The following is a 13690-nucleotide window of genomic DNA, read 5'->3' as shown; positions in this document are numbered from 1 at the left end:
TGAGGGGATGATATTTTTGGATAACTTTGATCTGCATGAAACTAATGATTTAAAGGATTCTCAGTTTAACGATGATTTGAACAACAAATTAAATGAATACTTCGAAGGAAGGATCGTTCGGAAGGATTTAACCAAAAAGATCAAGGAAGGGGCCAATGTTCCTGTATACGTTTTGGAATACCTTCTTGGTAAATACTGTGCAACCACCTATGAATCTTTAATTGAAAAAGGGGTTCAAACAGTTAAGGATATACTTTCTGAAAACTTTGTAAGGCCTGATGAAGCTCAAAAAATCATATCAAAGCTGCGTGAGTTAGGTAGTTACAGTGTCATTGATAAGGTTTCTGTTAAACTGAACTACAGGGCAGATAGATACGAAGCTGAATTTTCTAACCTTGGTTTAAAGGACGTACCAATATCTGAAGAATATCCCTCCAAATATGAACGTTTATTAGGTGGAAATATCTGGTGCATGATCCAGTTCGAATATTTCTATGATGAAGCTGATCCAAGGAGAAACCCCTTCATAATAAGGAAGTTAGCTCCAATTCAGATGCCCAATCTAGATCTAGATGAGATATTACATGTTCGGGATAACTTCACCAAAGAGGAATGGATCGATATTCTACTAAGATCCTGTGGAATGGAACCAACACAATTCGATGACAGGGTTAAATGGTTACTCCTAGCACGATTAGTACCTTTAGTGGAGAACAACTTCAATCTATGTGAGTTAGGGCCCCGTGGAACTGGTAAATCACACGTTTACAGGGAAATATCACCTAACAGCATACTTGTATCTGGTGGACAGACCACAGTTGCAAATCTCTTCTACAACATGTCAACCAAGATGGTGGGTCTGGTTGGTATGTGGGACTGTGTTGCCTTCGATGAAGTGGCAGGTATCCATTTTAAAGATAAAGATGGAGTACCAATAATGAAGGATTACATGGCCTCTGGTTCATTTTCCAGGGGAAAAAATGAAAAAAACGCCTCTGCTTCAATGGTGTTTGTGGGTAACATAAATCAGAGCGTTGATACCTTACTTAAAACTTCCAGCCTTTTTGATCCATTCCCAAGTGATATAGCAAAGGATACTGCATTTTTTGACCGTATGCACTGTTACATACCTGGCTGGGAAATACCGAAGTACAGGCCAGAGTACTTCACAGATGATTATGGATTCATAACAGATTATCTATCTGAATTCATGAGGGAAATGCGTAAAAGATCCTTTGCTGATGCATTCGATGAATACTTCCGACTGGGAAATAACCTGAATCAGAGAGACGTGGTTGCTGTTCGAAAAATGGTTTCAGGACTTATTAAACTCATATACCCCAATGGAAAATATGAAAAAGAAGATATTGAGGAAATACTCATCTTTGCAATGGAAGGCCGTAGAAGAGTCAAAGAACAGCTAAAAAAGATTGGTGGAATGGAATTTTATGATGTTAACTTTTCATACATAGATAATGAAACTCTGGCAGAAAACTTTATTTCAGTTCCAGAACAGGGTGGAGGCAAACTCATCCCTGAAGGAATGAACAAACCTGGACACTTATACACAGTTGGTAAGGTAGATAATGGAATGATAGGTGTTTTTAAGATTGAAACTAAGATGATGAACGGTACTGGGAAGTTCAACTGTACTGGAATTGGTTCAAAAAAAGAGGTCAAAGAATCTATTGATACCGCCTTCAGTTATCTGAAATCCAACAGTGCGAACATCAGCGGCATGATCAGTACCAAGAACAACGATTATTTGATGCAAGTACAGGATTTGAATGGAATTGGAATGACAAAACACTTAGCTTTAGCATCCTTTGTTGCATTATGTTCAGCAGCTCTTAACAAACCAGTTTTACCAAGCACAGCTATACTGGGCAGCCTGAGTATAGGTGGAACACTCATGAAAATAGAAGATCTGTCCAACACACTGCAAGTGTGCCTGGACAGTGGCGCTAAAAAGGTTTTAATCCCTATCAGCTCAAGTGCTGATCTAGCAACGGTTCCTCCTGAATTAATCGGTAACTTCAGTCTGATATTCTACCAATCCCCTGAAGATGCTGTTTTCAAGGCCCTGGGTGTTGAGTAAAATTTCTAAAAAGCTCTTTAATCTTTATTAAAAGGTAGAAGGTGATTCTATGAAAGATATAAAAGGTGTTACACATCCAATACCAACAGAATATGCAGAAAGAATCTACAACAATGAAAAAACTGTATTTGTGGGCAAATCCCACCTTGGAAGGGTTGAAAAAGGGGATAAATTCATAATCTATGAATCCCATGGGGCTAAAGCATACACTGGCTGGGCAGATATCGTATCCATTCAGAAGATGAAACCTGCAGCTATCACACGGAAGTACAAAAATCAGCTCATGATAACAGCTGAAGAACTCAAGGAATACGCTAAAAATAAGCCTGAAATGAACGTTATTGAGTTTGAAAACTTCCAAAAATTCAAAAAACCTGTTGTCCCCGAGCGTTTTGTCACAGTAGCAGGCAAATACATCTATGAAAATGAATTTAAGATGATTGAAAAAAATAAAAATTAATATTAAACTTTCAGAATAGAGGAAGCATTATGAGCAAACCCCAGGTATCTACCCATAGTTGGACTATACAAAGATTATATGATGATTTTTATAAGCCAGGTCAATTAGTTTTTAACACGGAGTATCAAAGATCTGAAGTATGGAATTTGAGTAGAAAACAAAAGTTAATAGATTCTATAATAAAACAGTATAATTTAGGAATGATTTTCCTTAGAAGAAAAGGTGATTTATACGAAGTTTTAGATGGTCAACAGAGATTAAAAGCTATATTTGATTTTATAAATAATGAATATTCTACATCAGCTGAATTTACCCCTGAAATTGGTGAAATGGATTTTGAAACTTTAGGGGAAGATAAAAATAGATATTCCCGTTTTTTTGCATTTGATCTTATTATTGCACTTGTAGAAAATGCTGATGACGAAACCACTTCAGATATATTTTTAAGACTCCAAGAAGGCATGCCCTTAAATACAGCAGAAAAACTCAATGCTATGAGGGGCAAAATGCATAATATAATTTTAGATTTGTCTAATTACCCTTTTATTAAAAATACTGGAATTAAAGACCATAGATTTGCTCATAGATTACTAGCTGCACAAATTTTTGCATTAGAATTGAATTCAAATTTTGATTTAATGGATTTTCATGATATAAATTTTCAATCTCTTAAGGATATGTACGAAAAATATTCAATTAAAAACCCTCCAGCTTATGCTATTTCAAATACAAAAAAATATCTCAATTTTTTAGGTAGGTCCTTTGGAGATAAAGCGCAGATAATTAGGCGGAGAGGAGATTTTATTCCAATTTATCTGCTTTATTCTTATTTAGAGAAAAAATATGCAACCCAAGGTATTGAAGAAATTTTTGTAGATTTTACAATGAATTTCTTGAACAAAGTGGAATCTACCAATATAAAAGATGTTTTTGTCACTTTAAAGGATAAACCATACCATGATTTCAAAAGATGGAGAAGTACAGGAGCTTTATCTTCAAAATCATTTAGAGAACGATTTAAAATAATTTTAGGAAAATTCCTGGAAGAATCTCCTTCTATTGAATTGAAAGACAAAACCCGTGCATTTGATTACGGGCAAAAACTAGCCATTTACTATAAGGATAAAGGTATCTGCCAAAAATGTCACAAAGAAATATCATTTGATGAAGTAGAGATTGATCATATCAACCCTTGGAGTAAAGCAGGCCCCACTACAGTAAATAATGGTCAATTATTATGTCAAGAGTGTAACAGAAAGAAAGGAAATAAAAGTTATTAAAAGATACTGAAGATTTTCATATCCTAAAATAATCTTTGATTAAAGATTATCTTTTAGTAACTTTTTTAAAACTAGTTTAATATCACTAATCTCACATATAGCAAAATCTTCAAGGTTTGAATATTCACTATCCAAATCTAAAACTCCCTTGAACTTTTCATTCAAATCGGAGATCTGATCACTCTTTGGACTACCTTCACCTTGATCTGGAACTACGACTAAAAGCAGGAACTTAGAATTTTTATCTGTCAAGGAGTACTCCAAGTTTTGTCCATTTTTCTTGTTGATGATGATTTTTCTGGTTATCATGCACACTGGAATTGGTCCAACGATTTCTTTAGGTGGTGTAGGTGCTTTAATAATTGCCTCAACGATCAAAATCAATTTCTCGCCATTAAAAACTGCCATAGTAAGATAAGCTATCCGGTACCTACTCTTTTCTACAGGGATCAATTCAGGTTCATCGAACAAAACTATGTTGTTAACCCCATTATTTCCCTTTAGATGGATCGTTTCTGTTTTGAAGGTTTCTGATATGACACCGTAGATCTGATTGACAAATTCTTCAGTTTTCACCATTTCTATCACAGATCTAGTTTTTATTTCAGATTATAAAAAGTTTTAAGTAATTAATAATGAATTAATTCTATACATAGGTTTGATTTTAATCTTGAAGGGACGTTTTATGTTAAAGGAAGATATTGAACAGGTTTTGAATAATTATAAAAGAGCTAGGAATGAAAATTTCACTGGACATCCTATGGCCAAAGTATTACGGATTAATTTTCCAAATGACCTTAAGGAAATTATAGATGAACCCAACAAGTACAAGATAACTGGTTCAGCAGGTCAGGGTAATTGGACATACTCCCCCTGGGTTGCAATATTTGATAAAAGAATAACCACAAGCGCTCAATCAGGATTTTATCCTGTTTATTTGTTTAAAGAAGATATGAGTGGTGTTTATCTTTCACTCAATCAAGGTGCTACTGATTTAAAGAACAAATATGGAAATAGAAGGGCTAATGAAATTTTAAATACAAAATCAAAAAATTTTAGGGACAAATTAAATGGTTTAATACAAGTATCTGATAATTTTTTAGAATCAATAGACTTAGAAGTGGAAAATTCCCCAAATGCACCTTTCTACGAAGCAGGTAACATCTATGCAAAATATTACAGTTTAAACAATTTACCATCAGAAGAAAAGCTTGAATCAGACTTAAAAGAAGTTTTAAATATGTACGATTTACTCGTTTCAGAAGATGAACCTCTGAAAATAATCGAAAATGAAAGTGAAATAGCAGAAAGTCAGAAGAAATTTGTTGAAATTTTCAAAAACGCTACTGATAAAATTGTTAGTGGTAAAGCTGGTTTTCAAGGCGGCCAGGAAGAAGGAAATTTCTATTGGTCAAACAAACTTGGGATTTGGTTATGTTCAAGAAAGATTGAAACGAGCAGGTATTGGAATGGTTTTGGAGTCGAAGAACCTGAAGAAGATTCAGGCCATACAATTATATGTGAAATAAATTTCCCACTAAGGGGAATTAGAAGATCGGTGGCAGGAGCCTTTGCAAAGGATGAATCCGAGAATATCTACGTGATTCACAGAGGTAAACTTGGTGGAAACTTTTCTAAGGTGTTTTTTGAAGAAAATTATGAAGGAGAATGGACTTCAGTTCAAGATGGAGATAGAAAAACTGACGTTGTTGTAATTGGTAGATTAGATGATCCTGTGCTACCTGAAAAAGTCAGAGATTTTGTTTTGATGATCGATAGAATGAAAAATGGACCTAAAATCGAAGAAACCCCATCTAATGAAGACAATGAACTTGAAAAACTTCCATCTGCATCATTCTATGAATTTTTAGTTGAATCAGGTTACTTCTTCGATCCAAAGATAGTTGAAAACTTCTTACTATCCTTGAAGGTGAAACCATTCGTTATTTTAACTGGTAACTCTGGTACTGGTAAAACCAAATTAGCTCAACTCTTTGCCAGATATCAGCTCTCAAACTACAACATCGTCCCTGTAGGTGCAAACTGGACTGAAAACAGACATTTACTTGGTTTCTACAACATAATCACCAAGAACTACCAAGAAACCACAGCCTTAACCTTAATCACAGAAGCTTCAAAGAATTCCCAAATTCCACATTTCCTAATTCTGGATGAGATGAACCTTTCACATGTTGAAAGATACTTCGCTGACTTTTTATCATCCATGGAAAGTCAAGAGGCCATACCATTACATTCAAACGAGGACAATAACGTTCCCAATGAGTTGAAAATACCAGGTAACCTATTAGTGGTTGGTACGGTTAACGTGGATGAAACAACCTACATGTTCAGTCCTAAGGTTTTGGATAGGGCTAACACCATCGAATTTTCAACTTCCCCTGCTAAAAGTTACATGTTGAATGATTATGGTGAGTACCAGTTAACAGGTAACAGTGAGTACCTTGAAGATCCACTCTCTAACCTTGAAATCAGAGATTGTAAACTCTCACAATTAAAAGAGGAATTAGAGGATGTTAAAATTGAGGGAGGAGACTACCTTTGGGATGTACTTGCAGATGAAGTCAACAACTTCCAGGAAGTCCTTGGAAAGGCAGGTTTTGATTTTGGTTTCAGGGTAATCGATGAAATATTACGTTTCATGTATGTTGCTTGGATCTACGAGGGTAGACCAGAGATTTGGGATAATTGGATGCGTTACTTCGATGCTCAGATCAAACAGAAGATGTTACCTAAGTTACATGGGTCCCAGAGGGTTCTTGAGAATGTTTTAATGGAGCTCTTTGAACTCTGTTACACCGAGGCTGTGGAACCTTCACCCCGCTACTTCGGAGATCTGAAATCAGATAAAAACGTGAAATATCTTTCATCTGCCTTGAAGATCCAGGAGATGGATAAGGTACTCTACGAGCAGAGATACGTTTCATTCATAAATTAGGGGACTTTTTTAATGGTGGAACAGAGAGTTCTTATACATCTTCAGGATAAAAAAGGGAATGAATTAGGTCTTTTAACCATAAGTGCCATTACAAATGGTTTAAAAAATGGAGAAACCTTTAAAAAGGGATTTTTAACCCTTGCGAATGTTCCCCTAGTTGAAAAACCAGACGATGAAACACCCATTCAGTACCACTCCAACAATGAGTTCAATGGTCTTTCTAAGTTAATGCTCCTTGAAGAAACCAAGTATCAAGTGTTATTTGAAACCCAAATCCAATTTGAAGATGAACCCAAAGTTTTAAAAACCATTCAACAGGGTAAAGCCAAAATCTTTGAGGAGTTAAGGTTCAAGATCAGTTCTGATAAGAGCTACAAATGTGCAGGGATTCTCAATTTTCACAGTTACGTTGGAAAGTCATTCTTCGATGTTGAAATGGATGGTGTTGAATCTGTTCCCTGTCCCTTTGAGGTCCGGTCCAAGAAGATAGGTTACCTGGATCATTACCCTGCCATGATTGGGGATCTGTCGGAAGTTGCCTCGGGCATGATCTACGAAATGGATTCTCCCCTAGCCCAATACCTTGAATTTCACAGAAAACCTAAAGAAACATTGTATGAAGATTTCATGTTCTTGGAGTATTTATTCAGACTTGAAAACCTTCCTACAGCCTACGAGTACATCAAGAGGAACATGTACAGTCTCTTGGAAAGTTACGTGGAGGTTGTTCCTGCAAGTTTTGCATCAAATTTAGGACCTTCAGAGATGTTAGATGTAATATCAAGACCAGAGCACCTTTTTAAATCTGATGACACACCAAAGGATTGGCCAAGTAGTTTAAAGGGATACGTTCCTGATACAATAACCCAACTGTATTATCATGAAACCATAGACACTCCTGAGAATCGTTTTCTCAAGTACTTCTTGGAGTTACTGGACAAACTGATAGAAGATCTTATAGTACAACTTTTAAAGATTAAAGATGAAGGTTACGTTCTTGATGAGCTTTACAAGTATCAAAGAATAGTTCAAGATTATTTGTCTGAAAAATGGGTGAGAAATGTTGGTAAACTCAACTATTTACCCCTAAATTCACAAGTTATACAGAAAAGGGAAGGTTACAGAGACATATTTAAGTACTTCATCCAATTCGAATTTTCCTTCAGACTCCAGTGGGATGAGGTAGAGGATCGTATCAAGGGATATGAGCGTAAATTAAGTGAACTCTATGAGTATTGGTGTTACTTCAAGCTTATAAAAGTTTTAAACAAGTTAAGTAATCAAAAATTGGTTTACACTGATATCTACAAGATCAGTAAGGATAAATGGTCCATAAAAGTTAAAAAGGGTCGTGATTCTCTTCAAAAATTTAACATCAAATTCAATGATAGGGAAATAACATTGAATCTCATGTACAATCGTCTATTCTCTCAAAACACCAAATATAAATCTTATTCATTACCTTTTAGGCCAGATTATACTATCTTCATAGAATTTGAGGGTGAAACTTATTTCGTTCATTTCGATGCCAAGTACAAGTCTGAGGGGAGGGTTCTTGATTTTTATGAGAAAATTGGCTCAAACCTTCCATCAGATGAAATTTACGAAGCTGAAGAAGAACTGGTAAATGAGAGGGATGCTGAGGAACAGATCTCACGTAAGTATAAGTATGGAGATGTTTACAAGATGCACACCTACAAGGATGCCATACTCTTCACTGAGGGGGCCTACGTTTTGTACCCTGGAGATGAGGAAAGGATATTTAATGAGATCTCCTCCAAGCCACTTCCTTCTGTTGGTGCCTTCCCTCTAACTCCAGGTAAGGATGGTGTTGAAGAGGAGAATCTACTTTTATTCATAAAAGCTATTTTAAAAAATATTTTGGAGAGATAACCATGAGTGAGAACACAATTTGTATAGTGCCCTGTGGAAGTAAAAAGATTTGGGATAAAGAACCAGAAATTGGACCAACAATGGCTAAAAATGTTTACATTGGGTCCTTTGCAGGTAAATGTCGTGAATATGCTGAGAAGTTTTATCCAGAATCTTGGTGCATACTTTCAGCCAAGTATGGCTTTCTCTTTCCAGAGGATATCGTACCTGGCCCCTACAACGTGAGCTTCAACAACAAAAAGTCCAATCCTATAAGTCTTGATGAATTAAAAGCTGCTGATTCAACACAAAAACTCTATAAATATGATGATATTGTTGTTTTAGGTGGTAAAAACTATACTAAGATGGTTAATGATATTTTTACAGATAAACATATTTACAATCCACTCAGTAAATGTAAGGGAATGGGTTTCATGATGCAGGAGCTTAATGAAGCTATTAAAAGGAATGTTCCCTTGTAGGATTATACCATCTTCTTAAAGATTCAATTTAATTAGGATTAAATGTACAACCTTTATATGCTAAGTTAAAATATAGACTTATTTATAAAATTCTTTAAGGGATCTTGAAATGGGACTAGATGTAGGTGGGGTTTCAGTTGAAAAAATGGATACTGGTAACAACTAAGGTTTTAGATTGGTTTAGTTTAGAAGAGGAAGATGAACTCGTTAAACTAATTAAAAATGACAGACCAGATCCAGGGGATATTGTTTTAGTGTACAAGTCCAGCCCCCATAGTACAATTGAGTACATCTACAAGTTAAAAGATAGTAGTTACGGTAAGTTAACCCTTAGAAAGGAGGATAGGATTAAATTTGAAAATCCTCCAAGTTTTCAGGATCTTAAAGGGGAAAAATTCTTTGAAAAGGGGATCAAAGGTTTCAGAAAGGGGATTGTGGAGTTAAACCCTGTAAGCTGGAAGATCTTAAAAGGTATCATTCAGAGGAAAAATCCATCCCAACTTAAGAAGATCAACCAGTTACTCAACGAAGATGAAACTACAGATGATTCTGAAGTTAAAAACTATTATAAAAGGGGTTTAGCCTGTTTTGAATATGGAAATTATCCAGAATCTCTTAAGTATCTGGATAAGGTCACAAAATTGGATCCAACCTGCCCCAAGGCACACTACCATAAGGGTGAAATATTCGAGAATATAAGTAACTTATTTTCTGCTATACATTGTTACAATAAAGTTTTAGATATTGATTCAAATTGTATTAACGCCCTTCATCGTAAAGGAATATGTTTTAGAATATTGAATAAAATAGATGAATCTAATAACTGTTTTGATGAAATTTTAGATAAAGATCCTTTTAATCTCCCTGTTCTTCTTGATAAAGGATTTAATCTCTTGACATTGAAGGATCATGAAGGTGCTTTGAGTATCTTTCAGGAGATACTGAAAGTTGAACCAGAGAACCTTGATGCACTTCGATCACAGGCCAAATGCCAGAAAGCTATGGGAAACTACTCAAGGGCAAGACAAACCTATGAAAGGATCCTTAAATTAAATCCAAAAGACGCTGACTCATGGTACTACCACGGATCAACCCTTGTAAAGGATAAAAAGTTATCAGAAGCAGTTTTATCCTACAAAAAGTGTGTTGAATTAGATAAGAATCATTATGAATCATTTTACAACCTGGGAAATGTTTTGTTCAAGTTGAATGAGTATAAAAGATCATTGGAAGCCTTTGAGAGTGCAATTGAATTATCACCCCTTTCAGCGGAAGCATGGATCTGTAAATCCAAAGTTCAGGAGATGGTTGAACCTGAAAAAGCCGAGGAATCCCTTGAAAAAGCTCTTCAAATCGATCCAAAGAATGTTGAGGTTTTGTACAGTCAAGCTAAACATTTCAAAGCACAAAATAACCGTGAAAAAGCTTTGGGAGTTTTGAACAATCTCCTTGAGATGAAATCCCATTTTCCAAAAGCATGGTTACTCAAGGGTGAGATCCTCATGGAAGAGGGAGAGTATGCAAATGCCCTTGAAAGTCTGGAATTTGCAATAGAGATGGATCCAGAAAATCCATTAACATGGCTTGGAAAGGCAGAGATACTTAAAATGACGGAAAAATTTGCAGAGTCTCATCTCTACTATGATAAGGTACTTCAACTGGACCCTGAAAATGTTAAAGCCATTCTAGAAATAGCAAACATACTTGGAATCAAAGGAAAGTACCAGGAAGCCCTTAAGTTCTGTGAAAATGCCGTTAAGATCAACCCAGAGCATTATGATATATGGAATGTTCAGGGAATGATACTCAGATGTTTAGATAGGGCTGAAGATGCTTTAAACTGTTTTAATAAATCTTTAAAACTTAATCCAGACTCTTCTGAGGTATGGTCTAACAAAGGATCCATTCTCATGGAAAATAATATTGATGAAGGTATGAATTGTTTGAAGAGAGCTTTAGAGCTGGATCCACTTAACACTCATGCAAGGTTAGAACTGAAAAAAATTGAGGATAGTGACTTGAATGGTTAAAGAAAGTGAAAGCGATTTTTACAGAAAGTACGACCTGATAAAGGCTAGAAAGAAACCTTCCAAAATAAATTTGGCAGCACATCAAGTAGAAGCAGAAACAAACCTTATGAACTGGCTTGACAAGGACATCCCAGGTAACAAGGGTGGAATATTGGTTCTACCTACAGGTGGTGGTAAAACATTCACTGCTGTGAGGTTTTTATGTCAAGGACCATTATCCAAGGGTTATAAAGTTCTTTGGTTAGCACATACTCACCATTTACTTGAACAAGCATATTACAGCTTTGGACCTCGTGAAATAGATCAGAGCAGAGGTTTTGAAGTAGGTTACATCCAGGAGCCTAGGGAAAAACTCAACGTCAGGGTTGTTTCTGGAACACAGGAACATTTCAATATCCAACAGATTGAACCCGATGATGATGTGATTATAAGTACCTTACAAACCGTAAGTAGTGGTTACAAACGAAAACAACCTCATTTGATGAAATTTTTAGAATCTGCAGGTGATAAACTCTTTGTAATCTTCGATGAAGCTCACCATTCTCCAGCTCCAAGTTATCGTAACCTCATCCTTAATTTGAGGGAGCAGTTTTCACAGATGTACCTTTTAGGACTTACAGCAACACCAACTTACACTGATGATAAGAAAAAGGGATGGTTAAAGGAACTATTCCCACAGGACATTCTTTATCAGGTTACTTTGAATGATTTGATGGCTCAAAGCATACTTGCAAAACCATTATTTGAGGACTCTCACACAGATGTTGAACCAGACTTCGATGAGCGGGAGTACAAGAAGTGGGTTAACACCTACAGGGATCTACCTGAAAACATAATCGATCAACTAGCACAAAATAGGAGTCGAAACCAGTTCATTGCACAAGCATATGCTAAAAATAAGGACAAATACGGCAAAACACTTATCTTTGCAGATAGATGGAGCCAATGTGTCCAACTATGTGAATTTTTACGCAAAGAAGGAATAAGGGCAGGCACCATGTTCAGCCATGTTCATCAAACTGGTACAGGTAGGATCATTGGTGGTGGAGATGCAAACGCCAAGGTCTTGAATAAATTCAGAAATGATGAACTGGACGTTCTGGTTAATATACGCATGTTAACTGAGGGTACTGATGTTCCAGATGTAAACACAGTCTTTTTAACGAGACAAACCACCAGTAAAATTCTTTTAACTCAAATGATTGGAAGGGCCCTCAGAGGTCCTAAGTTTGGTGGAACAGATTTAGCTTACATAGTCTCCTTTGTGGATAATTGGAATCAAAAGATCAACTGGGCAGAATGGGATCCTCTTGGAGGAGAGATTATTCCTATTGATACTCCTATTCCCATTAGAGCTCCATTGGACTTAATTTCAATCGATCTTGTCAGACGTTTATCAAGATTGATGTTTCAGAATAAAGGTATTGAAGTTGGCCCTTTTTTAAAGAACGTTCCAATTGGATGGTATCAAACGAAGTTTTACGTTCAATCTCAGAATCAGGATGATTACGAAGAAACAAGTAGGCTTGTAATGGTTTTTGAGGATGAAAAAGAATCCTATGCTAATTTCATGGGCTATCTTGAGTCAATAGATCTGTCTGAATTTGAGAGTGAGGAGAACAGTTTCGATTCAAAATCTGAAATTTTAGGTGAATGGGCTGAAACCTTCTTCGATCTTGAAAATAGTTTGGATGACAATATAAGTAGTAATCTCTTTAATGTTGCCTGTCACATGGGTCAGGAAAAAGAAAGACCTCCATTTTTCGAGTTTGAAGAGAGAAAAAATCATGACATGGATAAACTCGCTCGAAAATACCAAAACCTACAGCTCTTTGAGGTTGATGATAAATTAAAACTCGAATTTAATAGGGAGGATAGATACTGGGACACAATTTATCCAAACTACGACTCATTTATTAACCAGTTTTATGCATGTGTGCGCAGAATGAACGAATTAAAGAAAGAGATATCTGATGATGTATACGGCACTGGAAATAAGGGTGACGATGAGTTAGATGATGAAACCAAAAGAGAAGTGAAGAAAAAGTATCCAAGTTGTCTTTGCTGTGGAGAAGAAAAGAAAAAACTTCTGGAAGTGGATCATATCAATCCACGTTACTTCGGAGGAAACAATTCAATAGACAACTTGCAAACCCTCTGCAGATACTGTAACACCACTAAAAACACTCTGGAAATTGATTTTAGAACCAAATTAACACCTCTAACAAAAGCCCCAGAAACGTTGAGATACTTCAATCCTCCACGAAGTCACATCAAAGATGATGAAACTTGGAATAAATACATCAAAAGAATCTTCAACATGTTTTACTGTGCCAGTGCCGTAAAAACTCTTAATAGGGATTCAAATGGTGAATGGAGAGTTGAATTATATCCCGGTAACGATCCTAAATGGTTAAGGCCTTATTTAGAAGGTTTGACCAATAAAATTAGTGATAATAGAGAATATTGGGGTTTAGATGAACTTAAAAAGATAATCGTAGTTTGAAGGGGG

General features: G+C 35.9%; 9 protein-coding genes. 8 read left to right on the top strand and 1 reads right to left on the bottom strand.

Annotated features, from left to right (window positions below; all coding sequences use genetic code 11):
- Nucleotides 1-16 precede the first annotated feature (16 nt).
- Genes brxL through MCBB_RS04190 form a run of 3 tightly spaced genes read left to right on the top strand, consistent with a single transcriptional unit; the run spans nt 17 to nt 3838 of the window.
- Nucleotides 17-2098 (top strand): protease Lon-related BREX system protein BrxL, encoded by a 2082-nt coding sequence (gene brxL / locus MCBB_RS04200; RefSeq protein ID WP_231916405.1) that lies wholly within the window; start codon nt 17-19, stop codon nt 2096-2098.
- Between the two features lie 49 nt (nt 2099-2147).
- A complete protein-coding gene (locus MCBB_RS04195; RefSeq protein WP_071906586.1) occupies nt 2148-2558 on the top strand; it encodes a DUF365 domain-containing protein in 411 nt (136 codons plus the stop codon).
- Nucleotides 2559-2587: 29 nt separating this feature from the next.
- Complete coding sequence (locus tag MCBB_RS04190; protein ID WP_071906585.1) at nt 2588-3838, top strand: GmrSD restriction endonuclease domain-containing protein; 1251 nt, start codon at nt 2588-2590, stop codon at nt 3836-3838.
- Between the two features lie 39 nt (nt 3839-3877).
- On the opposite strand, the gene MCBB_RS04185 is transcribed toward MCBB_RS04190, so the two are convergent.
- A complete protein-coding gene (locus tag MCBB_RS04185) occupies nt 3878-4417 on the bottom strand; it encodes a hypothetical protein (RefSeq protein WP_071906584.1) in 540 nt (179 codons plus the stop codon).
- Nucleotides 4418-4523: 106 nt separating this feature from the next.
- On the opposite strand from MCBB_RS04185, the gene MCBB_RS04180 reads away from it, so the two are divergent.
- The 5 genes from MCBB_RS04180 to MCBB_RS04160 all read left to right on the top strand — a co-directional run bounded on the left by MCBB_RS04180 (nt 4524) and on the right by MCBB_RS04160 (nt 13684).
- Nucleotides 4524-6794 (top strand): MrcB family domain-containing protein, encoded by a 2271-nt coding sequence (locus tag MCBB_RS04180; protein WP_071906583.1) that lies wholly within the window; start codon nt 4524-4526, stop codon nt 6792-6794.
- 12 nt (nt 6795-6806) lie between these two features.
- Nucleotides 6807-8687 (top strand): DUF2357 domain-containing protein, encoded by a 1881-nt coding sequence (locus tag MCBB_RS04175; protein ID WP_071906582.1) that lies wholly within the window; start codon nt 6807-6809, stop codon nt 8685-8687.
- 2 nt (nt 8688-8689) lie between these two features.
- Nucleotides 8690-9148, top strand: coding sequence for a DUF6884 domain-containing protein (locus tag MCBB_RS04170; protein WP_071906581.1), 459 nt, complete (start codon nt 8690-8692; stop codon nt 9146-9148).
- 137 nt (nt 9149-9285) lie between these two features.
- Nucleotides 9286-11178, top strand: coding sequence for a tetratricopeptide repeat protein (locus MCBB_RS04165; protein ID WP_071906580.1), 1893 nt, complete (start codon nt 9286-9288; stop codon nt 11176-11178).
- The gene (locus MCBB_RS04160; RefSeq protein ID WP_071906579.1) at nt 11171-13684 is read left to right on the top strand and encodes a DEAD/DEAH box helicase family protein; all 2514 of its coding nucleotides are present in this window, start codon (nt 11171-11173) and stop codon (nt 13682-13684) included. The genes MCBB_RS04165 and MCBB_RS04160 overlap by 8 nt, the downstream gene beginning before the upstream one ends.
- The last annotated feature ends 6 nt before the right edge of the window (nt 13685-13690 follow it).

The sequence above is a fragment of the Methanobacterium congolense genome (assembly GCF_900095295.1).
Taxonomy (GTDB): domain Archaea; phylum Methanobacteriota; class Methanobacteria; order Methanobacteriales; family Methanobacteriaceae; genus Methanobacterium_C; species Methanobacterium_C congolense.
Note: the sequence above shows the minus strand (reverse complement) of the source record. Positions and strands in the feature narration are given on the sequence as shown.